This is a genomic window from Cedecea neteri, assembly GCF_000757825.1.
GTDB lineage: Bacteria > Pseudomonadota > Gammaproteobacteria > Enterobacterales > Enterobacteriaceae > Cedecea > Cedecea selenatireducens.
Genome location: NZ_CP009451.1, coordinates 793,183 through 817,669, shown reverse-complemented (window position 1 = coordinate 817,669; position 24,487 = coordinate 793,183). Strand labels below are relative to the sequence as shown.

Below are 24,487 nucleotides of genomic sequence, written 5' to 3'. Positions count from 1 at the left end.
GAATGATGGATTTTCTGGCGCAGACGCTGGCCGGCAAGGCGCCTGAACAAACTTCCGGCAAAAATGTTCACCTCAGCTGGCGCTGGTGGGATGAGGGCATTCTGACCCTGACGCCGCACGAGGCGACGGGCAAGGCGCTGGTGATTTCCGCCGGGATCCACGGCAACGAAACGGCGCCGGTGGAGATCCTCAGCCAGTTGACCGACAGGTTGATCGCGGGGCAGTTGCCGCTGCAGTGGCGCACGATGATTATCTTCGGTAATCCGGCGGCCCTGCGGGCCGGTAAGCGTTATACCCACAGCGACATGAACCGCATGTTTGGCGGGCGCTGGCAGCAGTTCCCGGAAAGCGTTGAGACACAGCGAGCGGCAAGGCTTGAGCATGCCCTCGAGCAATTTTGGTCGCGAAGTGAAGAGCAAACCCGCTGGCACCTGGATATGCACACCGCGATTCGCAGTTCTTATCATCCACGGTTTGGGGTGCTTCCGGCGAGGCCTCTGCCATATAGCGAGACGTTTTTAAGGTGGCTGGGCTGTGCCGGGCTACAGGCGCTGGTGTTCCATCAAAAACCGGGCGGGACTTTTAGCCACTTCAGCAGCGAGCATTTTGGCGCCCTGAGCTGCACGCTGGAGCTGGGAAAAGCGCAGCCGTTTGGCCAGAACGATTTGAGCCAGTTTGCGGTAACCCAGGAGGCGATTTCAGCTTTGCTAAGCGGCGCAGAATCGCCCGCCACGGAGGCCGAGCCGCTGCGCTACCGGGTGGCGCAGCAAATCACCCGACAGTCAGAGAAGTTTGTGCTGCATATGTCCGGGCAGACGCAGAATTTTACCGCATTTCCAAAGGGGACTCTGCTGGCTGAAGATGGCGACAAACGTTATGTCGTCGCGGGGGAAAAAGAGTACGTTTTATTCCCCAACCCGGACGTTGCGCTGGGGCTGCGGGCGGGATTAATGCTGGAAGTCATTTAAATTTTAAGCAGCTCTTAATAATTGAGCTGCTTAATCATTTCGTGTTGTGCATTTATTTACAGACAATTCCTGGAAACAGGGTTCCTTCACCAGAGTGATTACTGTACACTCTCCATATTATCTTTTAAATCATCGTGTTGTTATATTTTGTTGCACTCTTTCCAGCCTTAATTCTTATTTCCTCCATAATTGACGCATTATTGTTTTATACCCTTTCAATGATTTACCAATGCCACCGCCACCTTGACGATAAGGCTCGTAAACTCATTCTCGTCAACACGGCACCGTGTTTTAAGCGAGCCGTCAATTTAATGAAAAGAGAAGGTTAAAAAATATGCGTAAATTAACTGCACTGTTCGTCGCTTCCACCCTGGCTCTGGGCGCCGCTAACCTGGCCCACGCTGCAGATGCGACTCCGGCTGCTGATGCAAAAACCGATGCGCCGATGATGCACCATAAAATGATGCGCGGCCCGATGCATGAGATGATGTTCAAAGACCTGAACCTGACCGATGCGCAGAAACAGCAAATCAAAGACATCATGAAAGAGCAGCGCGGCAAAATGCAGCGCCCGTCTGCTGACGAACGCCGGGCGATGCACGACCTGATTGCCAGCGACAGCTTCGACCAGGCTAAAGCTCAGGCGCAGGTAGATAAAATGGCAGAGCAGAACAAAACGCGCATGCTGGCGCATCTGCAAACCCAGAACAAAATCTACAACATCCTGACCCCGGATCAGAAAAAACAGTTTAATGCGAATTTTGAGAAGCGTCTGACAGAACGTCCTACGCATGAAGGTAAAATGCCAGCTGCTCAGTAAGCCTGAGCAACTAAATTAAGACCGCCGGTCTTGTTCACAATAGCGATGTACGCTGTGAACAGGACCGGCGGTTTTCTCGTTTTATCGCCTTATTTCCCCGATGATACACCTCACCTTATCTGTAAGATGCCGCTTCAGTGCCGGGCAGACCGGTAACACAAATCATTTTAAATACTCAATTTCAGCAACTTACAAAGAAAATTGCAGCTGACTCCGCAGTTTTTGCCGTCCGACGCCTGGGGGAAGAAATTTGCTTTGCTTCCTGACAAAAAAGTCGCTAAATCATTGTCACAAAAATAGAACCAGGGCTACAGCAACCGTCTGCGGCTGCCGATAACACTGGAGCCTGACAAAGATCCGGCGAACAAAACAGAGAACAGATGAGCGGGCCGCTGAGAACGGAAATCTCCGTCCGGCGTGCCGCTCAATTTAAAGAGCAATTGCCAGGGCGGGCGGATCTCGCGCGTCCTCAGGAGTGGTGATGGAATTCTTTGATATACGAAAGGTGCCGGTCAACCTTTGGCGTAACGGCGCCGGGGAAACTCGCGAAATATGCTGCTTTCCACCCGCCACGCGCGACTTCAACTGGCGGGCCAGCATCGCCTCTTTGGCCCACAACGGCGAGTTTCCCGTCTTCCCGCAGGTCGACCGGGTGATGACGCTGCTGGAAGGCAGTGAGGTGGTGCTCGACGGAGGAAAAGCGTTTCGGCATACGCTCAAGCGCTACCAGCCGTTTACCTTTGCTGGCGAGCAGCCGGTAAAAGCGGAGCTGACTCGCGGAATGTCGATGGATTTTAACGTCATGACGCACCGTGACCGCTGCCGGGCGCAGGTGCGCGTGGCGGACAGAACCTTTACCACTTTTGGTACCCGAGGCGGGGTAGTGTATGTCCTGAGCGGCGAGTGGCAGCTGGAAGATAAACTGCTTTCACCCGACCAGGGCGCCTGGTGGCAGGAGGGCAGCCACACGCTGCGGTTGTTAAAAAATGAAGGCCAGCTGCTATTCAGCGAAATCACCTATTTGTAGCCGGATGCCCGGCCTCAGTACCGGGCAATAGTCTCTCTTCTTGCTGATTATCATCAGAACGTGCTGCTCAGGCGCGGTTGCGCTATCCAACTCCCTTTCCTGTAAATGCTTCACAGCATCCCGTGCTGGATAAATTTCACAAGCGCGATCCTGCTCACCGTTCGATAAAAAAGTCCTATGACCCGCTGGCGGATTATTTGGTTTATTAGTTAAGTTGTATATACAAATATAGACAAAAATCCGATGCAAACAGGATGCCGACATGTCAACGCAAAAGAAGCTATGCAGTCTCACTCCAGGTTCCGTTTCACTGGCCACCCTGCGCGAAATTTATCACGGCAACGTGTTGCTGAGGCTCGATCCCGGCGCGGTCGCCGCCGTTGAGCGCGCGCTGGGTACCGTAGAGGCTATCGTTGCCCACGGTGACGTGGTCTATGGCATTAACACTGGTTTTGGCAAGCTGGCGCAAACGACCATCGCCACCGATCACCTTGCCGAACTCCAGCGTAATCTGGTGCTTTCCCACAGCGTCGGGCTTGGTGAAGCTTTGCCTGATGACGTTGTTCGCCTGGTGATGGCCAGCAAAATTATTAGCCTGTCACGCGGGCATTCGGGCGTTCGCCTGCTGGTGATTGACAGCCTTATTGCGCTGTTCAACGCGGGCGTGATGCCGGTCATCCCGGAGAAAGGTTCCGTGGGCGCCTCCGGTGACCTGGCCCCGCTGGCGCATTTGTCGCTGATGCTGCTGGGCGAGGGGAACGTAAGGGTTAACGGCGAGCAGATCCCTGCCGTCGACGGGCTGAAGCTGGCGGGCGTTGAGCCGCTGGTGCTGGGGCCAAAAGAAGGCCTGGCGCTGCTGAACGGGACGCAGGTTTCTACGGCGCTTGCGCTGCGGGGCCTGTTTGAAGGCGAGAAGGTTTTTGCTGCCGGGCTGGTGGCGGGGGCGCTGTCGCTGGAGGCAATCAAAGGTTCCGTGAAGCCGTTTGATGCGCGTATCCACCAGGCTCGCGGTCAGGCTGGACAAATTGATGTGGCGGCGGCGGTGACCGGGCTGCTTGCCGACAGTAAAATTGTAGATTCTCACGTCCACTGCGGGCGCGTTCAGGACCCATATTCTATCCGCTGCGTTCCCCAGGTGATGGGCGCCTGCCTCGACAACCTGCGCCATGCCGCGCGTGTCCTGCAGATAGAAGCCAACGCGGCTTCGGATAACCCGCTGGTATTCAGCGACACCGGAGAGGTGATTTCCGGCGGTAATTTCCACGCGGAGCCGGTCGCCTTTGCGGCCGATATCATCGCGCTGGCGGTGGCAGAAATTGGGGCTATTTCAGAGCGTCGCCTGGCGCTGCTGCTGGATACCGGGCTGTCTGGCCTGCCGCCGTTCCTCGTGAAAGAGGGCGGAATTAACTCCGGCTTTATGATTGCCCAGGTCACGGCCGCGGCGCTGGCCTCAGAAAATAAGTCGCTCGCTCATCCGGGCAGCGTCGACAGCCTGCCCACGTCGGCTAATCAGGAAGATCACGTTTCCATGGCAACGTATGCGGCACGCCGGCTGGGCGAGATGTGCTTTAACACCGCTGCGGTGGTGGGTATAGAGGCGATGGCGGCTGCTCAGGGCATTGAATTCCACAGGCCGCTGCGCAGTTCCCCGCTGCTTGAAAAGGTCTTCGGGGATATTCGCGAGCGCGTCGCGTTCCTGGAAAAAGATCGCCTGCTGGCTCCGGATATTGAGCAAATGCGCCTTTGGGGCTGCAGCGACGGCTGGCCGCAGGTTATCGTGAAGCTTCTGCCTTCTTCGGCGGCGTAAGCCTTTCTGACTCCTCTCTTCGAGGGGAGTCTATTCCAGCTCAATCACTTCATATTCCCCGCTCAGCATCAGCTTACAGAGAATTTTGTAGCCATCGTTATCAAAGCCGTCCGGCGGCTGGCGGCGCTGCCGGGCATCCTCCAGCCGCGGCACGGATCCAAGATAAAACCAGTGATCGATCAGATGGTACTGGGTTATCTCCGGGCTGCGCTCCACGATGACAACCGCGTTTTTCCACGGCCAGCAAATCAGGCGTACTTGTTCGAGTGCGGCGACAAGGCGGGCGTGATGCTCGGCCTGCGTTTCTTTGCCGCAGCAGGCCCCGGCGCAGCGTTTTAGCGCCGAGCGAAAACAGGCCCGGCCCCTGCTCAGAGACTCCAGGCCCAGCAGGCCGTAGCAGAGTCGGTGTTCGTCTGCCAGCCCCTGCAGCGTTTGCAGCGCGGCCCGGCGATTGGCATACAGCCCGTAGAGACCGGGCTGGCTTGAGAAATCGACATCTTTGGCGTACACCACCTGCGGCGTTTCACCCTGCAGTAGCAGGGAACAAAGCTGGCGGTTGCGGCGCAGGCGCTTGTTGAACAGCGGCTGCTGCTCCTTGATCATTTGCGCCTCGAGCAGCAATGCACCAAGCTCTCCGGCTGTGCGGATAAACGTAATACGGCGGGACTGCCTTAAGAGCGCGGCTTCATCAGGCGTACGAAAATGGGACATGACGCGCGTGCGAATATTGACGCTTTTGCCGATATACAGCGGCATGACGTCGCTTTCACCGTGAAAAACGTAGACGCCAGGCGCTTTGGGCAGCCCTTCGAGCCACGGTCGGAGATGTTCCGGATATTCATAGACTGCCGCAGCTTCAAACTCCAGCCGCGACGCGCCTGCACGCCTTACCACATTTGACTCCTTATTACTGTTTATTTGCACAGTATAGCAGCCGATAATATGGAGAGGAAATCGCCGTTAACCGTAGCGCCGGGTGGCAAGCCAGCAGAGCAGGGAGCCACCCACCACCATTAGCACGCCCTGCCAGAAGGCAAAGCCCGGATGCAGGCCCAGCCACAGCGTGGCGAGCAGGGCCGATAACACCGGCGTGAAGTACGAGGCCGTGGCGAGCAGCGTCATGTTTCCCCGCTGAATGCCAAAGTTCCACGCGGAATAGGCCACGGCGGTGGATATTCCCATAAACAACAGCTGCGCGGTGCCGGACAGTGTGAAGTGCATTTCTGCCTGCTGAACAAAGGCGAACTTTACCCACAGCACCAGCGCGGTGGCGCAGAAAAACAGGCTGACGCCGCTTTTGCCTTCGCTCCAGCGCCGCGTCAGGTTGCAGTAAAGCGCCCAGATAATGGCGGCAGCAAAGGCCAGACCGTAGGCCAGAGGGTTATCGAGAATGTTGTGCCACATTACGAGCGGGGACCAGTCGCCGTCACCTTTCATAACCTGAACAATCCCCGCAAGGGAAAGTGCGAGCCCCGGCCATAGCCACAGGTTGCTGCGCTGGCCGTTAATAAACAGGGCAAAAAAGACGGTCAGGCAGGGCCAGAGGTAGTTGATCATGCCCAGCTCAAGGGATTGGGTGCGGGTGTGTGCGAACCCGATTGAAAGCGCCAGGCTTATCTCGTAGCTGACAAAAAGCAGCCCGCCAGACCATAGATATCGGGGGGGAAGCTCGCGTATTTTTGGCAGGCCGCGGACGATGCAAAGGCATAGCGCGCTGACGGTGTAGAGCAGGGCCGCGCCGCCGATCGCGCCAAAATGCTCGCTGATGCTGCGCAGCAGGCCAACGGAAGTGCTCCAGAGCAGGATTGCGATAAGGCCGATAAGCGTGGCGCGCTGCGAAGAGGTGTCCATGTCAATCCTGTAAAAAGGGCGGCAAGCGCCGCCCTGAAGCATTGTTTATCTGAAGCTATTGACGACTATTTTTTCCAGAAATCATCAAACACGGTAATTGGCGGCCGGCGTTTGTGTTCCGTTTTCAGATACCAGCCTTCGATGATTTTCGCGGTGTCGGCCGGAAGCATTTTGCCTTCCAGGTAGTCGTCGATTTGCGTATAGGTCACGCCCAGAGCAGCTTCGTCCGGCAGAGAAGGGCGATCGTCCTCGAGGTCGGCGGTCGGGGCCTTCAGGTACAAATGCTCCGGGCAACCCAGGGTTTTCAACAGCAGTTTCCCCTGGCGCTTATTGAGACGGAAAATTGGGTTAATGTCGGTGCCGCCATCGCCGTATTTGGTGAAGAAGCCGGTGACGGCTTCCGCCGCATGGTCGGTGCCAACCACCACGCCTTTGGTCATCCCGGCGATGCTGTACTGCGCCTTCATGCGCTCGCGGGCTTTTTCATTGCCGCGAACAAAATCGCTGAGTTCGATACCCGCTTCACGCAGAGCCTGCTCGCTGGCAAGTACGGCCCCTTTGATGTTCACCGTTAATACGCGGTCAGGCTGGATAAACGTGATGGCATCCTGGCAGTCCTGCTCGTCGGCCTGAACGCCAAACGGCAGGCGGACGGCGATGAACTGGTAGCTCTCATCGCCGCTTTCTGCACGCAGTTCGTTGATGGCTAGCTGGCAGAGTTTGCCCGTCAGGGTGGAGTCCTGGCCGCCGCTTATCCCCAGCACCAGAGATTTAATAAACGGGTAAGTTTTTAGGTACGCTTTGAGGAAATCAACGCTGACGCGGATCTCCTGGGCGGCATCAACCTGCGGCCTAACGCCCAGTGCCTGAATAATCTCTTGTTGCAGAGCCATTTAACCCCTCCAATAACCATCTGCCTGCCACGCGCAGGCCGCAAAATTTTACTGCCTTAAAACTTACCCTGTTGCGGTTAAAACGACAAGGCTCAAAGGGTTACCGGGCCGACGGGCGGCGACTTTTCCTGCAAACCAGCGATTAAACTTATGGATACTCATTTATTCCGAATTTTAAGACATTCAGGCTAACGAGTTGAAAAATGTTCTTTTATATTCCAGGCTTATCTAACACGCAGGATCAATACCATCATTGATGAGGACAATTATGAATAATAAATTTGCAGGATTTTTAGGCGCGGCAGCGGTCATGACTATGCTGGCAGGGTGTACGGCTTACGATCGTACCAAAGACCTGGTGACTGAACCGGTAGTGAAAGACGTGAAAAAAGGCATGACCCGTGCCCAGGTTCAGCAGATTGCCGGCAAACCTTCTTCTGAAGTAACCATGATCCACGCGAAGGGCACCTGCCAGACCTACATTCTTGGTCAGCGTAACGGCAAGGCTGAGACCTATTTCGTCGCGCTGGATGATGCGGGCCGCGTGATTAACTCCGGCTATCAAAGCTGTGCTGAATACGACACCGATCCGCAGGCTCCAAAAGCCTAAGGATCTGTACCAGAGCGCCCGGCTGCAGTTTTCTGTCGCCGGGCTTTTTTTTGCCCCGCTAAGGCTGGCCGATAAGGGGGCGACGAAAGCGGGTTAAATCCGTTATCATGGTGAAGTTGTTCACTAATCCAGTTTAAATCCCGTTGCCTATGAAACCACTACGTCAACCGAACACCCGACCTGTCATTACCTATAAGCCTCGCGTGGAGCCTGCGCCACCCGCGCATGCATGGCGCGTGGACGGGTTTAAAGATGTCTACCTGCTGCGCGGGCAGTATGTGGCATTTGTCTTGTTGGGCGATGCCTTCCGTCAGTCTCCGCCGTTTACCCTACCGGAGTCGGCGCAGCGTTGGGCCAGGCAGGTGCGTCAGGAAAACGAAGTATAAAAAAAGCCGCTAGTGATAGCGGCCTCTTTTTATTTCAGTTCGGATTAACGGTGGGCTAATTCCACTTCTTCTTCACTGTTCAGAATCTCTTTGTCGGTCTGCTTCATCAATTGGCTGGTGATGGTCCCGGCGGTCATTGAACCGCTGACGTTCAGCGCGGTACGACCCATATCAATCAGCGGCTCGACGGAAATCAGCAGCGCGACCAGCGTTACCGGCAGCCCCATGGCTGGTAGGACGATCAGCGCGGCGAAGGTTGCACCCCCGCCCACGCCCGCAACGCCTGCGGAGCTAACGGTCACAATACCCACCAGGGTTGCAATCCAGACCGGATCCAGCGGGTTGATACCCACGGTTGGTGCCACCATAACGGCCAGCATTGCCGGGTAAAGGCCCGCGCAGCCGTTCTGGCCGATGGTTGCGCCGAAGGACGCGGAGAAGCTGGCGATAGACTCAGGCACGCCAAGACGGCGGGTTTGCGCTTCGACGTTCAGCGGAATACTTGCTGCGCTGGAGCGGCTGGTAAACGCGAAGGTCAGTACCGGCCAGACTTTGCGGAAGTATTTCACCGGGCTAACGCCGTTGAACGCCAGCAGAATAGCGTGGACGCCAAACATAATCGCCAGGCCAAGGTAAGACGCCACCACGAAGCTGCCCAGCTTGATGATGTCCTGCAGGTTTGAGCCCGCAACCACTTTGGTCATCAGCGCCAGCACGCCGTATGGCGTCAGCTGCATAACCAGGCGAACCAGCTTCATCACCCAGCTTTGCAGGGTGTCAATAGCAACCAGAACACGCTCGCCTTTCGGCGCATCGTCTTTCAGCAGTTTCAGCGCCGCGACGCCCAGGAAGGCGGCGAAGATAACCACGCTGATGATAGACGTTGGGTTTGCCCCGGTCAGATCGGCGAACGGGTTCTTCGGTACGAAGGAGAGGATCAGCTGCGGTACGGTCAGGTCTGCGACTTTACCAATGTAGTTGGATTGAATCGCCGCCAGACGCGCGTTTTCCGCATTGCCCTGAACCAGACCTTCTGCGGTCAGACCGAACAGGTTGGTGACCAGTACCCCGACCAGCGCGGCAATCAGCGTGGTGAACAGCAGCGTACCGATGGACAGAATGCTGATTTTCCCCAGCGAAGAGGCGTTGTGCAGTTTAGCCACGGCGCTCAGAATAGAGGCGAAGACCAGCGGCATAACGATCATTTGCAGCAGCTGTACATAGCCGTTGCCGACCACGTTAAACCACTGAATGGAATCTTTCAGCACCACGCTGTCGGAGCCATAAATTGTGTGCAGTACCAGACCGAAAATGACGCCCAGTACCAGACCCGCCAATACTTTTTTGGCGAGGCTCCATTGTTTATGGCGGGTTTGCGCCAGCAGCAATAGCAATACGACGAACACCACGATGTTCGCTACCAGTGGAAAATTCATCCCCATATCTCCTGATTTATTGTCATGCGGCAGCGCATGGGCCGCCGTTATGTTGCAAAGCGTAACAGATGGCGGGGATTCTTCTTATATACAAAAGGAATTGATTATTACTAAATAGGATTTTTCGGTGAATTAGTGTCCGGATTGATGGGTAATAAAGCTATTAAAGGTGGTTTGCAGCGAATTTATCATCTGCGAAGACCAGCGCACTGCACCGTTTTCGGGCAGGCTTTGTGGCATCCAGACCGCCAGGCCGAACAGCGCCATGCATAAGGCTCGCTCAAGTTGATTGCCTTTTTGCGGCCGGACTACGGGGAAACGAAAGCGCCAGCGGCAGGGCCACAGCAGCGGAACGCCAGCGGGCGTCAGCATGTCGGCGAGAATGTGGCTCAGGTAGCCTAAAACCATGCCCTGCAGCGCATCGGCTGGGATAACCCAGCTTTCCGGCACTTTGAGATAAAACAGCGCCAGCCCGGCAAACACCGCAAACAGGCTGTGGGTGAACCCCCGGTGGCCGCACATTCGTGCCACGGGCTTTGAGATCCAGCTTAACCGCTGGCCCAGGAAGGATTTCGGGTGGTCAATGTCCGGCAGCAGGCAGGTCAGAATGGCAGACGGCACGATGTGCCACCAGTCACCCTGGGCAAGGACGGGCGTCAGCTCGGCGTTTTTGGCAAAAACTGCGCAGGCAATAGAAAAGAGCAGGTGGCCTTCCGCCGTCATGATACAACCCGAATGAAGAAACTGTCGATTCATCCAGTATAGGGTTTTTGTACAGTATTCGGAAGTGGTGACGGTGTAACATTTTGTCAGGGAGATGGGCGACATTAGCCGCCCGAGAGATTTAGCCTTTCAGGCCTGTCGCGGTGAGCTCAACCAAAGAAGGGAGCTTGACGTCCGCCAGGCACCAACGCGGGTCGGCAAAGTTTTCGTCGGCAGGCACGACGATAGAGCGCATGCGCGCGGCTTTGCTCGCGATCATGCCGTTGACCGAGTCTTCAAGCGTGACGCAACAAAGCGGATCGACACCCAGTTTTGCGGCAGCGTCCAGGTAAACTTGCGGATGTGGTTTGCTGTAGGGCAGATGTTCAGCGGAGGCGATAGCGTCGAAGTACTGGCGTAAATCGAACATCTCAAGCACTTTTTCCAGCATGTGCAGCGGGGAGGCGGAGGCGAGGCCAACCTTAAGGCCCTGTTCTTTGCACAGTTTTACCGCTTCGACCACGCCCGGCAGCAGAGGGCGTTCTTCTTCAACCAGCGAAATTGCACGCTCGATAACGCGCGCGGTGACTTCCTCACGTGAGGGCCCGTTCCAGGGCTGACGTGAATACCACAGTTCGACCACCAGGTCGATGCGCAATCCCAGCGTGTCGGGCAGTTCGTTACGACGAGTAATGTCGACGCCGATGCTTTTCAGCACGTCCAGCTCCGCACGATCCCAAAGCGGCTCGGAATCAATCAGTAGTCCATCCATATCAAAAATTGCCGCAAGAATCTGGCGCGTTTCGGCCATAAAGTGACTCCTTTCTGTTCGTCTAAAAGAAATGTTTGTGTATCTTTAGCCGGAAACGAAGCCCGAAGCTACCGCTTTTGCAAAATTAGCCCGCAAAGCTCAGGCGAAATAGCGCCATACGGGGTAGACTTTGAGCGTATAACGTTACGTCCTAATAAAGGGGAGTGCATGACGTATCAACAAGCTGGACGCATTGCGATTTTAAAGCGCGTGGCGGGCTGGGTGATTTTTATCCCGGCGCTGCTGTCGACCGTGATTTCGGTCCTGAAGTTTATGTATCAGCACAGCGAAAAACAGCCGGGCATTGACGCCGTGATGATGGATTTTGCCCACGTGATGATCGAGATGATGCGGTTTAATACGCCGTTCCTGAATCTTTTCTGGTACAACTCGCCGCAGCCGGACTTTAACGGCCAGATAAACCTCTTCTTTTGGCTGATTTACGCGTTAATTTTCATCGGGCTGGCGCTGCAGGATTCAGGGGCTCGTATGAGTCGCCAGGCAAAATTCCTGCGTGAGGGCGTGCAGGATCAGCTGATCCTCGAACAGGCCAAAGGGCCGGATGGGCTCAGCAAAGCGCAGCTCGACGCGAAGGTGATTGTTCCCCACCACACCATCTTGCTGCAGATTTTCCCGCTCTATATCCTGCCGGTGATTATTATCGTGGTGGGCTACTTCTTCTTTAAGCTGCTCGGCTTTTTATAAGATAACGAGCCACTCCGGGTTGGAGTGGCTCACTCTCAGGCTGCTAACACGCGTTCCAGCGCTTTTTGCGCCGTGACCAGATGCTGCCCGCCAAACAGAATTGCCCGGTTAAGCAGGGTGTAAAGCTGGTAAATGGGCTGACGCTCGAGGAAGCCCGAAGGCAGCGGCGAGACCGATTGATATCCGTCGTAGATTTGTGGCGGCTGGTCGCTGTGCAGCGGCAGCATGGCCAGGTCGCACTCGCGGTCGCCCCAATAACAGGCCGGATCGTAAATAAACGGTCCGTCAGGCCCCAGCGCACAATTACCTGACCACAGGTCACCGTGCAGCAGCGAAGGCTGCGGCTGGTGCGAGGCCAGCGCCTGCTGAACGAAATCAACAATCAGATCGATATCGCCGTAGTCGATGCCTTTTTCTGCCGCCATTTCCAGCTGCCAGCCAATGCGCTGTTCGGCGAAGAAAGTTGACCAGCGGCGCTGCCAGGCGTTGGGCTGCGGGGTGGTGGAAAGGTCGTTGTCAAAGTCGAGACCAAACTGTGGCTGGTCGCTCCATTGATGAAGCCGGGCCAGCTGTTGGCCGAGAAGAAAAGCGTTATGGGCGTCCAGCGGCTTAGCCGGCAGGTATTCCAGCAGCAAAAAACTGTAATCCCTGTCGCTGCCCAGCCCCCAAACTTTGGGCACTCTGACCGTTTTACTGCGCGACAGCAGCTCCAGCTGGTCTGCTTCGGCGGTAAAGATGGGCAGCATTTCCCGCTCATCGCATTTGACGAAAATCTCATGACCGGCATAACGAATATGCCAGGCTGCATGAATTTCGCCGCCGGGTAGCTCAGTGCGTTGCTCGATTTCTGCGTCGCCCAACTGCTCGCTTAACAAATGACGGATGGCTTGCCACATGACTTTTCTCCCCAGGTTGGCTGGTAGACACTGCAATCAATAGCTTATCGCCGTTTGCCGGTCAAAAACACGCGCTGACGCACAACCCCGGCCGGTACTCAAAACCTTATGGCTTTTGTTTCTGCCAGACTTCCCAACGGCTGACTATGACGTCAGGTTCTGTTCCCAGCGCCACGTTGCCCAGTCCTTTGGCCAGCGTTTCCACCTCACGTTCATCCAGCGTACTGATTAGCCCAAAACTGCCTGGCCCAAGTTCGTGTATTTTCCCTTCGTCATCGGTGAGGGTAGGTGAGAAGCCGCCCAGGGTTAGCTGGTTGTTCAGCTCGTTGATGTCGGCAAGGCTTCGATCTTCAAATTGTACCGTTATCACATAGCGTTCAACATCGCTCATAGTCACCCCCTTGTTATCCTGAAGGTTTTAGCATAGTCCATGCTGCCGGAATGGCGATGTTTGCGCCCTGCGGCAGCCCGTTTATTGTGCAACGAAACGTTAGCCTTGCAGCCATGTATAGATCTTCTGCGTATTTTCAAGCGAGCAGAGACGGGTGCCTTTATTAAGCGTAGCCGCGCTGCCGGCGGCAACGCCATAGCGGACGATATCCAGCAGCGGTGCGCGTTCAGCCAGCTTCAGCGTCATGGCGCCGACCATGCTGTCTCCGGCACCAACGGTACTTTGGCTTTTTACCGGCGGGGGCACGACGTGCACGCACTCGTGTGCATCCACCGCCAGCGCCCCCTGTGGCCCGAGCGAAACAACAACGCGTTTTGCCTGGCCACTGTCGACAAGATGCTGAGCGGCGGCGCGAACGTCGTCAGGCTGCGTAAGCTCACGCTGGACTAATGCGCTGAGCTCTTTTTGATTGGGCTTCACCAGCTCAATATTGCCTAATTTCAGCGTGGCGGCCAGCGCTTCGCCCGAGCTGTCCACGATGCAGCGAATGCCTTTTTCCTGCGCGGCTTTGACCAGTTGGCAAAGCTTTTTAACGGCAACGCCCGGCGGCAAGCTTCCGCTGATGACCAGGATATCGCCTTTGGGAATGGCAAGGGCTTTTTGTTCGAGTTGCCCGAATTCTTCATCCGACAGCGCTGCGCCTGGCATCACAAACCGATACTGTTCGCCGGTAGATTCCGTGTGGACGTGCAGGTTCTGACGGGTCCAGTCTTTTGTCTCAGCGGTATCGACAGTTACCTGCTCTTCAATCAGCAGCGCGCGTAAATGGTGCCCTGTTGCGCCGCCGACCGGGAATATCGCCGTGGCGTGACCTCCCAGATGGGCTATAGCGCGGGCGACATTGATACCGCCCCCACCGGGTTCAAATACGGGCGAGCTGCAGCGCAGTTTCCCTTCTGGATAAATTTGCTCCGTGACGGTGGCGCTGTCGAGGGAAGGGGCTAGGGTGAGTGTAAAGATAGCGGTCATGTCTCCTCCTTTTTTAGCTATTGTCCTAAAGCGTAGCACCGAAGCGGTGATTGAAATGTTAATTAAAATCATGATTTATCAAATGATTACCCTAAAACCACAATCTTCGTATCCTTATGAAAATAAAGATGTTTTAAGAGCGTTCTTATACAAAAAATGAAACAAGAATCCATTGCTATGTTATTGCGGAGTTTTTATAATTTGTAACCTTTCCGGGGCGATTTAGATTTGATCCCGAGGAAAGATTCCGGAACCTTGATGGTTTCTTTTTTGTGTTGTACGGATTAATAAATGAAGCTTTTAAAGACAGTGCCGGTTGCGGTTTTACTCACCGGTGGAGCGTTCTTTAGCCACTTCGCAGTGGCAGATGACTCAGTATTTACTGTCATGGATGACCCGACTACCGCGAAGAAACCCTTCGAAGGTAATCTGAATGCAGGCTATCTTGCGCAGGCAGGCAATACCAAAAGTTCCAACTTGACTGCTAACACCAATATGACCTGGTACAACACGGCTACCGCCTGGTCAATTTGGGGTAACGCCAGTAACACCTCTTCCAACGACGTGCGTTCTTCTGAGAAATACTCAGCGGGTGGGCGTGGTCGTTACAACATGACTGACTATGACTATCTCTTTGGTCAGGCAAGCTGGTTGACCGACCGATACAACGGCTATCATGCGCGCGATGTCTTCACCGCGGGTTATGGTCGTCAGTTGCTGAACGGCCCGGTTCACAGTCTGCGTGTGGAATTCGGTCCTGGTGTGCGTTATGACGAATTTGTCGATGGCGGGAATGAGACTCAGGCGCTGGGCTATGCGTCTGCGACTTATAACTGGCAGCTGACCGACAACGCCAAGTTTATTCAGGGCGTGTCCGTGCTGGGCAGTAACGACACCACGGTCAACTCCGAAACGGCGCTGGACGTGGCTATCAGTGAACACTTTGGCCTGAAAGTGGGCTATAACGTGACCTGGAACTCCGATCCGCCGTCTTCTGCACCAAACCATACCGACAGACGTACGCAAATTACGCTCGGGTATAAGATGTAAGACTAAGAAGCCGGATGATGTCCGGCTTTGTTTTTCCTCGCGCTGCCGATCTTCGTTTTTTCCTATCTTTTTGAGAACCAAAACCGCCTGGTAAAATGCATCGTGCCCTGAGAATAATCGTGCATGACTACCTATCGCGTACGAGTGGGGTTTCATAACCCTTCAGCCCTGACCTTCAGGCAGCTTGATGAAATTCTGGAGCCGCAGCGATTCTGGCGTACTGAATCCGGCGGCGGGACTTTTCGCTATTTCATGGAATACGAATATGAGTCGGAATTAAGAGACCTTTGTGCTGTGTGCGAGCTGGCTTACTCTCAGGCGTGTAGGGTGAAGAAATGCCCGCTGGTGCTGGTGGAAGAGAAGGACAAAGCGGCATAGCGCTTATTGAAAAGGGCAGGGATGGCCTTATTTATCAGGCGCAAACCTGGCAACAAGAGATGTATTCCCCTTTTCGTTAGTGTTACCATCATGCCCACAGGTGGAATGGCAGCGATGCCATTTTTCATTTGTGCATCCGACTGCGTACCAATTCGGCGATTGTTGGTCAAATGGTTACGCAACGACTTGTTCTAAAATCAATTTCTCTACTGTATGTGATCTTTCGTGCGGGTCACCACTGCAGATAAGGACTTAACATGCCTGTTATTACTCTTCCTGATGGCAGCCAACGCCATTACGACAAACCCGTTAGCCCGATGGATGTTGCGCTGGATATTGGTCCAGGTCTTGCCAAAGCGTGTATCGCTGGCCGCGTAGACGGTGAACTGGTTGATGCTTCCGATATTATCGAAAACGATGCGAAGCTTGCGATAATCACCGCCAAAGACGAAGCGGGTCTGGAAATTCTTCGCCACTCCTGTGCTCACCTGCTGGGTCATGCTATCAAGCAGCTGTGGCCCCACACCAAAATGGCGATTGGCCCGGTTATTGACAACGGTTTCTACTACGACGTCGACCTGGACCACACCCTGACGCAGGAAGATCTTGAGCTGCTCGAAAAGCGTATGCACGAGCTGGCTGAGAAAGATTACGACGTTATCAAGAAGAAGGTGAGCTGGCAGGAAGCGCGTGAGACTTTCGTCAACCGCGGTGAAAGCTATAAAGTCGCCATTCTTGACGAAAACATCAGCCATGATGACAAACCAGGTTTGTATCATCATGAAGAATACGTGGATATGTGCCGCGGGCCACACGTACCGAATATGCGTTTCTGCCATCACTTCAAGCTGCAGAAAACCTCCGGTGCTTACTGGCGCGGTGACAGCAGCAACAAAATGCTGCAGCGTATCTACGGCACCGCCTGGGCAGACAAAAAGCAGTTGAATGCTTATCTGCAGCGCCTGGAAGAAGCTTCCAAGCGTGACCACCGTAAAATCGGCAAGCAGCTTGACCTGTACCATATGCAGGAAGAAGCGCCGGGTATGGTGTTCTGGCACAACGACGGCTGGACAATCTTCCGCGAGCTGGAAGTGTTCGTGCGCTCCAAGCTGAAAGAGTACCAGTATCAGGAAGTGAAAGGTCCGTTCATGATGGACCGCGTGCTGTGGGAAAAAACCGGGCACTGGGACAACTACAAAGATGCGATGTTCACCACCTCTTCCGAGAACCGTGAATACTGCATCAAGCCGATGAACTGCCCGGGTCACGTGCAGATCTTCAACCAGGGTCTGAAATCCTACCGCGACCTGCCGCTGCGCATGGCCGAATTCGGTAGCTGCCACCGTAACGAACCGTCGGGCGCGCTGCATGGCCTGATGCGTGTACGTGGATTTACTCAGGACGATGCTCACGTCTTCTGTACTGAAGAGCAGGTTCGCGATGAAGTCGATAGCTGCATTCGTATGGTGTACGACATGTACAGCACCTTCGGTTTCGAAAAAATCGTGGTGAAGCTGTCTACCCGTCCGGAAAAGCGCATTGGTAGCGACGAAATGTGGGATCGCGCGGAAGCGGATCTGGCCGTTGCGCTGCAGGAAAACAATATCCCGTTTGACTATCAGCCGGGTGAGGGTGCATTCTACGGCCCTAAAATTGAGTTCACGCTGTATGACTGCCTGGATCGTGCGTGGCAGTGTGGTACCGTTCAGCTTGACTTCTCCCTGCCAACCCGCTTGAACGCCTCCTATATTGGCGAAAATAACGAGCGTTTGGTGCCGGTAATGATTCACCGCGCCATTTTAGGCTCAATGGAACGCTTTATCGGTATTCTGACCGAAGAGTTTGCTGGGTTCTTCCCAACATGGCTTGCTCCGGTACAGGCGGTGGTGATGAATATCACTGACGGCCAGGCAGAATACGTTAACGAATTGACTCGTAAACTTCAAAATGCGGGCATTCGCGTAAAAGCAGACTTGAGAAATGAGAAGATAGGCTTTAAAATCCGTGAACACACGTTACGTCGTGTCCCTTATATGCTGGTTTGTGGCGATAAAGAGGTCGAAGCAGGCAAAGTTGCCGTTCGTACCCGCCGCGGCAAAGACCTGGGGAGCATGGACGTCAACGAATTGATTGAAAAGCTGCAGCAAGAGATTCGCAGCCGCAATCTTCATCAACTGGAGGAATAAAGTATTAAAGGCGGAAAAAGAGTTCAACCGGCGCGTCCTAATCGCATTAACAGAGAGATTCGTGCCACTGAGGTTCGTCTGACCGGTATTGATGGCGAGCAGATTGGTATTGTCAGTCTGAATGAAGCTTTGGAAAAAGCCGAAGAGGCCGGGGTTGATTTAGTAGAAATCAGTCCAAACGCCGAACCGCCTGTTTGCCGCATCATGGACTACGGCAAGTTCCTCTACGAGAAAAGCAAATCTTCTAAGGAACAGAAGAAAAAGCAAAAAGTTATTCAGGTTAAGGAAATTAAATTCCGACCTGGCACCGATGATGGCGACTACCAGGTAAAACTCCGCAGCCTGGTTCGCTTTCTGGAAGAGGGAGATAAAGCTAAGATCACGCTGCGTTTCCGCGGTCGTGAGATGGCTCACCAACAGATTGGTATGGAAGTGCTTAACCGCGTCCGTGACGATCTGAGTGAACTGGCAGTGGTCGAATCCTTCCCTACGAAGATCGAAGGCCGCCAGATGATCATGGTGCTTGCTCCGAAGAAGAAACAGTAAGGCCATCAAGTAACATGCCGCGGGGCTTCGGCCTCGCGGATTTTGTTCGCCTACTGGTTCGTTTTATTAACAATGCGAAGTGGAAATTGAAATGCCAAAGATCAAAACAGTACGCGGCGCCGCTAAGCGCTTCAAAAAGACCGCCGGTGGCGGTTTTAAGCGCAAGCACGCTAACCTGCGTCACATTCTGACTAAAAAGTCTACCAAACGTAAACGTCATCTGCGTCCGAAAGGCATGGTCTCCAAAGGGGATCTGGGCCTGGTTGTCGCTTGTCTGCCGTACGCATAAGTAAACTTTTTTTAATTAATTCAGAATATAGAAACAGGAGAGCTAAATGGCTCGCGTAAAACGTGGTGTAATCGCACGTGCTCGTCACAAAAAAATCCTCAAACAAGCTAAAGGCTACTATGGTGCGCGTTCTCGCGTATACCGCGTTGCCTTCCAGGCTGTTATCAAAGCTGGTCAGTACGCTTACCGCGACCGTCGTCAACGTAAACGTCAGTTCCGCCAGCTGTGGATTGCACGTATCAACGCTGCAGCTCGTCAGAACGGTATCTCTTACAGCAAATTCATCAACGGCCTGAAAAAAGCCTCTGTTGAAATCGACCGTAAGATCCTGGCTGACATCGCCGTATTCGACAAAGTGGCATTCACTGCCCTGGTTGAAAAAGCGAAAGCAGCTCTGGCATAAGCCAGTTATAAGAGGGAGCTTGCTCCCTCTTTTAATTTATCCCCGTCATACTTCATCTGTAGCTGCGTTAACTGCACTCACTGACCCCAGTCACTTACTTAAGTAAGCTCCCGGGGATAATCGAGCTTGTCGCCTTACTACAAATCGAATTATTGGGGCATAACAGAATCAATTTATTGACTTTTAACGCCGTAGCTCGTTCAATAGCCAATGCAAAACTCGTCAAAACAAGGTAACTGCAAGCATGAATGCTGCTATTTTCCGCTTCTTTTTTTACTTTAGCGCCTGACTCAGGGGGCTTTGCGCGTAAGAAAAGAAACGAAAAAAAGCGCCGAAAGCCTCCTGTCTGGAGGCTTTTTTTTTGCGTTTTATTTTCGAATCAGACCAACTACCCCGGCAGTTATGCCGGCATAAGAGGAATACCATGCCACATCTCGCAGAGCTGGTTGCCAGTGCCAAAGCAGCCATAAACGATGCCCAGGATGTTGCCGCGTTAGATAATGTACGCGTCGAATATTTAGGGAAGAAGGGGCACCTGACCCTCCAGATGACCACCCTGCGTGAACTGCCTCCGGAAGAACGTCCGGCAGCGGGCGCGGTGATAAACGTTGCCAAAGAGCAGGTTCAGGAAGCCCTGAATGCCCGTAAAGCTGACCTGGAAAGCGCTGCGCTGAACGAGCGTCTGGCCGCGGAAACTATCGACGTTTCTCTGCCTGGTCGCCGTATCGAGAACGGTGGTTTGCACCCGGTGACCCGCACCATCGATCGTATCGAAAGCTTCTTTGGTGAACTGGGCTTTACCGTGGCGACCGGGCCTGAAATCGAAGATGACTATCATAACTTCGATGCACTGAACATTCCTGGTCACCACCCGGCGCGTGCCGATCACGACACCTTCTGGTTCGATGCAACCCGCCTGCTGCGTACCCAGACTTCCGGCGTGCAGATCCGCACCATGAAAGACAAACAGCCGCCAATTCGCATTATCGCCCCGGGCCGCGTCTATCGTAACGACTACGATCAGACCCACACCCCGATGTTCCACCAGATGGAAGGCCTGATCGTTGATACCAATATCAACTTCACCAACCTGAAGGGCACGCTGCACGATTTCCTGAATAACTTCTTCGAAGAAGACCTGCAGATTCGCTTCCGCCCGTCCTACTTCCCGTTCACCGAACCGTCTGCGGAAGTGGACGTGATGGGCAAAAACGGCAAGTGGCTGGAAGTGCTGGGCTGCGGCATGGTGCATCCGAACGTCCTGCGTAACGTCGGCATTGACCCGGAAGTTTATTCCGGCTTCGCCTTCGGCATGGGCATGGAGCGTCTGACCATGCTGCGCTACGGCGTGACCGATCTGCGTGCATTCTTCGAAAATGATTTACGTTTCCTCAAACAGTTCAAATAAAGGCGGGATATCCAATGAAATTCAGTGAACTCTGGTTACGCGAATGGGTAAACCCAGCCAACAGCAGTGACGAACTTTCCAGCCAGATAACTATGGCAGGGCTTGAAGTTGACGGCGTTGAGGCCGTGGCAGGTGCTTTCCACGGCGTCGTGGTCGGTGAAGTCGTCGAGTGCGGCCAGCACCCGAACGCCGACAAGCTGCGCGTAACAAAAGTTAACGTCGGCGGCGATCGTCTGCTGGACATCGTATGTGGCGCGCCAAACTGCCGTCAGGGCCTGAAAGTGGCCGTGGCTACCGTCGGTGCCGTTCTGCCGGGCGATTTCAAAATCAAGGCCGCTAAGCTGCGCGGTGAGCCGTCCGAAGGGATGCTGTGCTCCTTCTCCGAGCTGGGTATTTCCGATGATCATAACGGTATCATCGAGCTGCCAGCGGATGCGCCAGTCGGCACCGATATCCGCGAATACCTGAAGCTTGACGACAACACCATCGAAATCAGCGTCACGCCAAACCGTGCCGACTGCCTGGGTATTATCGGCGTAGCTCGCGACGTTGCGGTGGTAAATAAGCTGCCGCTGGCTGAGCCAGAAATTACCGCCGTTGCCGCAACTATCAATGACACGCTGCCCATTCGCGTAGACGCTCCAGAGGCATGTCCGCGCTACCTGGGCCGCGTTGTGAAAGGCATCAACGTTAAGGCGCCAACGCCGCTGTGGATGAAAGAGAAGCTGCGTCGCTGCGGCATCCGCTCCATCGATGCGGTTGTTGACGTCACCAACTACGTGCTGCTGGAGCTTGGCCAGCCGATGCACGCCTTCGACCTGAACCGTATTGAAGGTGGGATCGTGGTGCGTATGGCGGAAGAGGGCGAAACCCTGGTTCTGCTGGACGGCAACGAAGCTAAGCTGAACGCCGACACCCTGGTGATTGCCGATCACGGCAAAGCGCTGGCAATGGGCGGCATCTTCGGCGGCGAACATTCAGGCGTTAACGACGAAACTCAGAACGTCCTGCTGGAGTGTGCTTTCTTTAGCCCGCTGTCCATCACCGGTCGCGCGCGCCGTCACGGCCTGCATACTGACGCCTCTCATCGCTACGAGCGTGGCGTCGATCCTGCGCTGCAGTATAAAGCGATGGAACGTGCTACTCGCCTGCTGGTGGATATCTGCGGCGGCCAACCTGGCCCGGTTATCGACGTGACCAGCGAAGCGAATCTGGCGAAGCGCGCCACTATTACCCTTCGCCGCAGCAAGCTGGATCGCCTGATTGGTCACCATATCGAAGATGCACAGGTTAGCGACATTCTGCGCCGTCTGGGCTGTGAAGTGACCGAAGGCCAGGATCAATGGACTGCGGTTGCGCCAGGCTGGCGTTTCGATATGGAAATTGAAGAAGACCTGGTGGAAGAAGTGGCTCGCGTTTACGGCTACAACAGCATTCCAAACAGCCCGGTGCAGGCCGGCCTGGTGATGGGCACCCATCGCGAAGCCGACCTCTCCCTCAAGCGTGTGAAAACCATGCTGGTGGACAAAGGCTACCAGGAAGTTATCACCTACAGCTTCGTCGACCCGAAAATTCAGCAGCTTCTGCATCCGGGCGAAGAAAATCTGATTCTTCCTAATCCGATCTCTACCGACATGTCCGCCATGCGTCTGTCGCTGTGGAGTGGTCTGCTGACAACCGTGGTTTATAACCAGAACCGCCAGCAAAGCCGCGTGCGTATTTTCGAGTCTGGCCTGCGCTTTGTGCCTGATACTCAGGCAGACCTTGGCATCCGCCAGGATCTTATGCTGGCAGGTGCTATCTGCGGTAACCGCTACGAAGAGCACTGGGATCTGGCGCGTAACACCGTTGACTTCTATGATCTGAAAGGCGATCTGGAGTCCGTTCTGGCCCTGACCGGCAAACTTTCGGACATCGAATTCAGAGCGCAAGCAAATCCGGCCTTGCATCCAGGCCAAAGTGCTGCCATTTATTTAGCAGGTGAATGCATTGGTTTCATTGGTGTTGTTCACCCGGAGCTGGAGCGTAAACTGGATCTTAACGGCCGCACGGTGGTGTTCGAGGTGCTGTGGAGCAAGCTCGCAGACCGCGTGGTGCCTGAAGCTCAGGAGGTTTCTCGCTTCCCGGCAAACCGCCGAGATATCGCTGTTGTAGTGGCTGAAAACGTCCCGGCAGCAGATATTTTGGTCGAGTGTAAGAAAGTTGGCGCAAATCAGGTAGTTGGCGTAAACTTATTTGACGTGTACCGTGGCAAGGGCGTAGCCGATGGCTATAAGAGCCTGGCCATAAGCCTTATCCTTCAGGATACGGGCCGTACACTCGAAGAAGAGGAGATGGCCGCTACCGTTGCAAAATGTGTAGAGGCATTAAAAGAGCGATTCCAGGCATCATTGAGGGATTGAACGTATGGCGCTTACAAAAGCTGAAATGTCAGAATATCTGTTTGATAAGCTTGGGCTTAGCAAACGAGATGCCAAAGAGCTGGTAGAGCTGTTTTTCGAAGAGATCCGTCGCGCTCTGGAAAACGGTGAGCAGGTTAAACTCTCGGGCTTTGGTAATTTTGACTTACGCGATAAAAACCAACGTCCCGGGCGCAACCCGAAGACCGGTGAAGATATTCCCATCACGGCACGCCGTGTGGTGACCTTCCGACCTGGTCAGAAACTAAAGAGTCGGGTTGAAAGCGCGTCGCCAAAAGACGAGTAACCTGAGTTAACAAAAGGCCGCTAACGCGGCCTTTTTCTTTTTCTGTTCCGCCCGCCGGACTCGCCGCTTGACAAAGCTTTTATCAAAATGGTTGTATTGTACAACTATGCATCAACGGTAGCGTCCCATGCCAGACAACAATATCATCGAAGCGATACGAGCCTCTTCGCGGCAGGTTGTGCGCGAGCTTGGTTTCCTGAATTCAACCCTGGCCGCAACGAATTACTCCGCTTCGGCGGTGCATGCTTTACTGGAGATTGATACCCGGAAGGCGGTTACGGCGGCCGATCTGGTTCAGGTCCTTGGGCTTGAAAAATCGAGCGTTAGCCGCATGCTGGGCAAACTGCGCCAGGCAGGGGAGCTGTATGAAACAATTTCTGATGAAGATGCCAGAGCCCGGCAGCTTCAGCTCACGGAGCAGGGCACACAAACCGTCCGGGAGATTCACCGGTACGGGAGAATGCGCGTAGAGAAAGCGCTTGAGCATCTGAATTCCGGGCAGCAAAGGTCTGTGGCCGATGGCTTGCTTAACTATGCCCAGGCACTTAAAGCCTGTCGTGGTGAGCTTTCAGGCGATCGGACAGCAGAAAAGACGTTTGAAATCCTGACGGGCTATCGACCGGGCGTTATCGGCCGGGTAGCGGAAATGCACGCCAACTACTACTCGAAACACTATAACTTTGGCCATTTCTTCGAAGGTAAAGTCGCTTCAGAGCTGGCGGAGTTCAGCGGCCGTCTTGAGCAGCCATGCAATCGCCTCTGGGTTGTCTGTCGCAGGGGGAAAATCGTGGGTTCCGTATCCATTGACGGAGAGGATCTCGGCCACAACGAAGCCCATCTACGCTGGTTTATTCTGGATGACGACTGCCGCGGCAGCGGTATTGGGAGAACGCTGCTGAGCGAGGCTATGCGCTTTTGCGATGAGTATGGTTTCTCTGCCGTGCAGCTGTGGACCGTTAGCGGGCTGAATGCTGCCCGCCATCTTTATGAATCGATGGGGTTTGAGTTAACCCGGGAATGGCAGGGCGAGCAATGGGGAAGCTCAATGCTGGAGCAGCAGTTCACGCGAAAAACCCTCATTGCCAGATAACAGGGGAAAGGTCGCCTGTGCGACCTTTTTCTTTTCTTGTTCTCACCCGCAAACTCCCCGTAAAATCAGGCGCATAAATGTGTCAGGTGGAGCCTTTAC

The 24,487-nt window shown here is 54.5% G+C and carries 27 protein-coding genes and 1 other annotated feature; of the genes, 18 read left to right on the top strand and 9 right to left on the bottom strand.

What is annotated here, in order from left to right; genetic code table 11:
* Window positions 1–2: 2 nt before the first annotated feature.
* From astE to hutH, 4 genes are all read left to right on the top strand, one after another.
* Window positions 3–968, top strand: coding sequence for a succinylglutamate desuccinylase (gene astE, locus JT31_RS03570; protein ID WP_038473383.1), 966 nt, complete (start codon window positions 3–5; stop codon window positions 966–968).
* A gap of 334 nt (window positions 969–1,302) precedes the next feature.
* On the top strand, window positions 1,303–1,788 hold the full coding sequence (gene spy / locus JT31_RS03565) for an ATP-independent periplasmic protein-refolding chaperone Spy (RefSeq protein WP_038473380.1): 486 nt from the start codon (window positions 1,303–1,305) through the stop codon (window positions 1,786–1,788).
* Between the two features lie 481 nt (window positions 1,789–2,269).
* Window positions 2,270–2,815, top strand: coding sequence for an environmental stress-induced protein Ves (gene ves / locus JT31_RS03560; protein WP_038473377.1), 546 nt, complete (start codon window positions 2,270–2,272; stop codon window positions 2,813–2,815).
* Window positions 2,816–3,077: 262 nt separating this feature from the next.
* Window positions 3,078–4,622 carry a histidine ammonia-lyase gene (hutH, locus tag JT31_RS03555; protein WP_038473374.1) on the top strand — a complete coding sequence of 515 codons (1,545 nt, stop codon included), beginning with the start codon at window positions 3,078–3,080 and terminating at the stop codon, window positions 4,620–4,622.
* Between the two features lie 30 nt (window positions 4,623–4,652).
* Here the strand turns inward: hutH and cho are convergent, their stop codons facing one another.
* The 3 genes from cho to nadE form a co-directional block, all read right to left on the bottom strand.
* Window positions 4,653–5,516, bottom strand: coding sequence for an excinuclease Cho (cho, locus tag JT31_RS03550; protein ID WP_038473372.1), 864 nt, complete (start codon window positions 5,514–5,516; stop codon window positions 4,653–4,655).
* Between the two features lie 66 nt (window positions 5,517–5,582).
* On the bottom strand, window positions 5,583–6,473 hold the full coding sequence (yddG, locus tag JT31_RS03545) for an aromatic amino acid DMT transporter YddG (RefSeq protein WP_038473370.1): 891 nt from the start codon (window positions 6,471–6,473) through the stop codon (window positions 5,583–5,585).
* 65 nt (window positions 6,474–6,538) lie between these two features.
* Entirely contained in the window at window positions 6,539–7,366 is an 828-nt protein-coding gene (gene nadE, locus JT31_RS03540) for an ammonia-dependent NAD(+) synthetase (RefSeq protein ID WP_038473368.1), read from the bottom strand.
* 268 nt (window positions 7,367–7,634) lie between these two features.
* On the opposite strand from nadE, the gene osmE reads away from it, so the two are divergent.
* Window positions 7,635–7,976, top strand: coding sequence for an osmotically-inducible lipoprotein OsmE (gene osmE, locus JT31_RS03535; protein WP_038473367.1), 342 nt, complete (start codon window positions 7,635–7,637; stop codon window positions 7,974–7,976).
* A 149-nt stretch (window positions 7,977–8,125) separates the two neighbouring features.
* Window positions 8,126–8,362 carry a cell division activator CedA gene (gene cedA / locus JT31_RS03530; RefSeq protein ID WP_038473364.1) on the top strand — a complete coding sequence of 79 codons (237 nt, stop codon included), beginning with the start codon at window positions 8,126–8,128 and terminating at the stop codon, window positions 8,360–8,362.
* 44 nt (window positions 8,363–8,406) lie between these two features.
* Here cedA and JT31_RS03525 read toward each other — a convergent pair whose 3' ends face one another.
* From JT31_RS03525 to hxpB, 3 genes are all read right to left on the bottom strand, one after another.
* On the bottom strand, window positions 8,407–9,798 hold the full coding sequence (locus tag JT31_RS03525) for an L-cystine transporter (RefSeq protein ID WP_038473363.1): 1,392 nt from the start codon (window positions 9,796–9,798) through the stop codon (window positions 8,407–8,409).
* Between the two features lie 132 nt (window positions 9,799–9,930).
* On the bottom strand, window positions 9,931–10,521 hold the full coding sequence (locus tag JT31_RS03520; protein WP_038473361.1) for a metal-dependent hydrolase: 591 nt from the start codon (window positions 10,519–10,521) through the stop codon (window positions 9,931–9,933).
* Window positions 10,522–10,642: 121 nt separating this feature from the next.
* On the bottom strand, window positions 10,643–11,311 hold the full coding sequence (gene hxpB, locus JT31_RS03515; RefSeq protein ID WP_038473358.1) for a hexitol phosphatase HxpB: 669 nt from the start codon (window positions 11,309–11,311) through the stop codon (window positions 10,643–10,645).
* A gap of 168 nt (window positions 11,312–11,479) precedes the next feature.
* Between hxpB and JT31_RS03510 the strand changes: the two genes are divergently transcribed.
* The gene (locus tag JT31_RS03510; RefSeq protein WP_038473355.1) at window positions 11,480–12,016 is read left to right on the top strand and encodes a YniB family protein; all 537 of its coding nucleotides are present in this window, start codon (window positions 11,480–11,482) and stop codon (window positions 12,014–12,016) included.
* 35 nt (window positions 12,017–12,051) lie between these two features.
* Here the strand turns inward: JT31_RS03510 and JT31_RS03505 are convergent, their stop codons facing one another.
* The 3 genes from JT31_RS03505 to pfkB all read right to left on the bottom strand — a co-directional run bounded on the left by JT31_RS03505 (window position 12,052) and on the right by pfkB (window position 14,332).
* The gene (locus tag JT31_RS03505; RefSeq protein WP_038473352.1) at window positions 12,052–12,912 is read right to left on the bottom strand and encodes a fructosamine kinase family protein; all 861 of its coding nucleotides are present in this window, start codon (window positions 12,910–12,912) and stop codon (window positions 12,052–12,054) included.
* 106 nt (window positions 12,913–13,018) lie between these two features.
* A complete protein-coding gene (ghoS, locus tag JT31_RS03500) occupies window positions 13,019–13,303 on the bottom strand; it encodes a type V toxin-antitoxin system endoribonuclease antitoxin GhoS (protein WP_038473351.1) in 285 nt (94 codons plus the stop codon).
* A 99-nt stretch (window positions 13,304–13,402) separates the two neighbouring features.
* Window positions 13,403–14,332: a 6-phosphofructokinase II gene (gene pfkB, locus JT31_RS03495; RefSeq protein ID WP_038473349.1), complete on the bottom strand. Its 930-nt coding sequence runs from the start codon at window positions 14,330–14,332 to the stop codon at window positions 13,403–13,405.
* A gap of 291 nt (window positions 14,333–14,623) precedes the next feature.
* Between pfkB and JT31_RS03490 the strand changes: the two genes are divergently transcribed.
* The 11 genes from JT31_RS03490 to JT31_RS03445 all read left to right on the top strand — a co-directional run bounded on the left by JT31_RS03490 (window position 14,624) and on the right by JT31_RS03445 (window position 24,388).
* Complete coding sequence (locus tag JT31_RS03490) at window positions 14,624–15,382, top strand: DUF481 domain-containing protein (protein ID WP_038473346.1); 759 nt, start codon at window positions 14,624–14,626, stop codon at window positions 15,380–15,382.
* A 123-nt stretch (window positions 15,383–15,505) separates the two neighbouring features.
* Window positions 15,506–15,760: a hypothetical protein gene (locus JT31_RS03485; RefSeq protein WP_038473343.1), complete on the top strand. Its 255-nt coding sequence runs from the start codon at window positions 15,506–15,508 to the stop codon at window positions 15,758–15,760.
* 257 nt (window positions 15,761–16,017) lie between these two features.
* On the top strand, window positions 16,018–17,946 hold the full coding sequence (thrS, locus tag JT31_RS03480) for a threonine--tRNA ligase (protein ID WP_038473340.1): 1,929 nt from the start codon (window positions 16,018–16,020) through the stop codon (window positions 17,944–17,946).
* A gap of 3 nt (window positions 17,947–17,949) precedes the next feature.
* The gene (infC, locus tag JT31_RS03475; RefSeq protein WP_071704088.1) at window positions 17,950–18,492 is read left to right on the top strand and encodes a translation initiation factor IF-3; all 543 of its coding nucleotides are present in this window, start codon (window positions 17,950–17,952) and stop codon (window positions 18,490–18,492) included.
* A 91-nt stretch (window positions 18,493–18,583) separates the two neighbouring features.
* Window positions 18,584–18,781, top strand: a complete 198-nt coding sequence (rpmI, locus tag JT31_RS03470; RefSeq protein ID WP_004263702.1) for a 50S ribosomal protein L35 — start codon at window positions 18,584–18,586, stop codon at window positions 18,779–18,781.
* 46 nt (window positions 18,782–18,827) lie between these two features.
* Window positions 18,828–19,184, top strand: a complete 357-nt coding sequence (gene rplT, locus JT31_RS03465; RefSeq protein ID WP_000124850.1) for a 50S ribosomal protein L20 — start codon at window positions 18,828–18,830, stop codon at window positions 19,182–19,184.
* Window positions 19,185–19,423: 239 nt separating this feature from the next.
* Window positions 19,424–19,547: a sequence feature (Phe leader region), on the top strand.
* Complete coding sequence (pheM, locus tag JT31_RS23865) at window positions 19,429–19,473, top strand: pheST operon leader peptide PheM (RefSeq protein WP_106120997.1); 45 nt, start codon at window positions 19,429–19,431, stop codon at window positions 19,471–19,473. Its footprint overlaps the feature before it by 45 nt.
* A 61-nt stretch (window positions 19,548–19,608) precedes the next feature.
* Window positions 19,609–20,592: a phenylalanine--tRNA ligase subunit alpha gene (pheS, locus tag JT31_RS03460; RefSeq protein WP_038473331.1), complete on the top strand. Its 984-nt coding sequence runs from the start codon at window positions 19,609–19,611 to the stop codon at window positions 20,590–20,592.
* A gap of 14 nt (window positions 20,593–20,606) precedes the next feature.
* Window positions 20,607–22,994: a phenylalanine--tRNA ligase subunit beta gene (pheT, locus tag JT31_RS03455; RefSeq protein ID WP_038473330.1), complete on the top strand. Its 2,388-nt coding sequence runs from the start codon at window positions 20,607–20,609 to the stop codon at window positions 22,992–22,994.
* A 4-nt stretch (window positions 22,995–22,998) separates the two neighbouring features.
* Window positions 22,999–23,298 carry an integration host factor subunit alpha gene (ihfA, locus tag JT31_RS03450; protein WP_038473326.1) on the top strand — a complete coding sequence of 100 codons (300 nt, stop codon included), beginning with the start codon at window positions 22,999–23,001 and terminating at the stop codon, window positions 23,296–23,298.
* 127 nt (window positions 23,299–23,425) lie between these two features.
* Window positions 23,426–24,388 carry a helix-turn-helix domain-containing GNAT family N-acetyltransferase gene (locus JT31_RS03445; RefSeq protein ID WP_038473324.1) on the top strand — a complete coding sequence of 321 codons (963 nt, stop codon included), beginning with the start codon at window positions 23,426–23,428 and terminating at the stop codon, window positions 24,386–24,388.
* Window positions 24,389–24,487 lie beyond the last annotated feature (99 nt).

Excerpts from the sequence above, each read along its gene's own strand:
- hxpB (WP_038473358.1), bottom strand. The coding sequence starts at position 11,311 with ATGGCCGAAACGCGCCAGATTCTTGCGGCAATTTTTGATATGGATGGA.
- JT31_RS03505 (WP_038473352.1), bottom strand. The coding sequence starts at position 12,912 with ATGTGGCAAGCCATCCGTCATTTGTTAAGCGAGCAGTTGGGCGACGCA.
- ves (WP_038473377.1), top strand. The coding sequence starts at position 2,270 with ATGGAATTCTTTGATATACGAAAGGTGCCGGTCAACCTTTGGCGTAAC.
- osmE (WP_038473367.1), top strand. The coding sequence starts at position 7,635 with ATGAATAATAAATTTGCAGGATTTTTAGGCGCGGCAGCGGTCATGACT.
- ghoS (WP_038473351.1), bottom strand. The coding sequence starts at position 13,303 with ATGAGCGATGTTGAACGCTATGTGATAACGGTACAATTTGAAGATCGA.
- JT31_RS03490 (WP_038473346.1), top strand. The coding sequence starts at position 14,624 with ATGAAGCTTTTAAAGACAGTGCCGGTTGCGGTTTTACTCACCGGTGGA.
- yddG (WP_038473370.1), bottom strand. The coding sequence starts at position 6,473 with ATGGACACCTCTTCGCAGCGCGCCACGCTTATCGGCCTTATCGCAATC.
- JT31_RS03525 (WP_038473363.1), bottom strand. The coding sequence starts at position 9,798 with ATGAATTTTCCACTGGTAGCGAACATCGTGGTGTTCGTCGTATTGCTA.
- thrS (WP_038473340.1), top strand. The coding sequence starts at position 16,018 with ATGCCTGTTATTACTCTTCCTGATGGCAGCCAACGCCATTACGACAAA.
- rplT (WP_000124850.1), top strand. The coding sequence starts at position 18,828 with ATGGCTCGCGTAAAACGTGGTGTAATCGCACGTGCTCGTCACAAAAAA.
- spy (WP_038473380.1), top strand. The coding sequence starts at position 1,303 with ATGCGTAAATTAACTGCACTGTTCGTCGCTTCCACCCTGGCTCTGGGC.
- pheS (WP_038473331.1), top strand. The coding sequence starts at position 19,609 with ATGCCACATCTCGCAGAGCTGGTTGCCAGTGCCAAAGCAGCCATAAAC.
- rpmI (WP_004263702.1), top strand. The coding sequence starts at position 18,584 with ATGCCAAAGATCAAAACAGTACGCGGCGCCGCTAAGCGCTTCAAAAAG.
- JT31_RS03520 (WP_038473361.1), bottom strand. The coding sequence starts at position 10,521 with ATGACGGCGGAAGGCCACCTGCTCTTTTCTATTGCCTGCGCAGTTTTT.
- ihfA (WP_038473326.1), top strand. The coding sequence starts at position 22,999 with ATGGCGCTTACAAAAGCTGAAATGTCAGAATATCTGTTTGATAAGCTT.
- hutH (WP_038473374.1), top strand. The coding sequence starts at position 3,078 with ATGTCAACGCAAAAGAAGCTATGCAGTCTCACTCCAGGTTCCGTTTCA.
- astE (WP_038473383.1), top strand. The coding sequence starts at position 3 with ATGATGGATTTTCTGGCGCAGACGCTGGCCGGCAAGGCGCCTGAACAA.
- JT31_RS03445 (WP_038473324.1), top strand. The coding sequence starts at position 23,426 with ATGCCAGACAACAATATCATCGAAGCGATACGAGCCTCTTCGCGGCAG.
- pfkB (WP_038473349.1), bottom strand. The coding sequence starts at position 14,332 with ATGACCGCTATCTTTACACTCACCCTAGCCCCTTCCCTCGACAGCGCC.
- JT31_RS03510 (WP_038473355.1), top strand. The coding sequence starts at position 11,480 with ATGACGTATCAACAAGCTGGACGCATTGCGATTTTAAAGCGCGTGGCG.
- JT31_RS03485 (WP_038473343.1), top strand. The coding sequence starts at position 15,506 with ATGACTACCTATCGCGTACGAGTGGGGTTTCATAACCCTTCAGCCCTG.
- cedA (WP_038473364.1), top strand. The coding sequence starts at position 8,126 with ATGAAACCACTACGTCAACCGAACACCCGACCTGTCATTACCTATAAG.
- nadE (WP_038473368.1), bottom strand. The coding sequence starts at position 7,366 with ATGGCTCTGCAACAAGAGATTATTCAGGCACTGGGCGTTAGGCCGCAG.
- pheT (WP_038473330.1), top strand. The coding sequence starts at position 20,607 with ATGAAATTCAGTGAACTCTGGTTACGCGAATGGGTAAACCCAGCCAAC.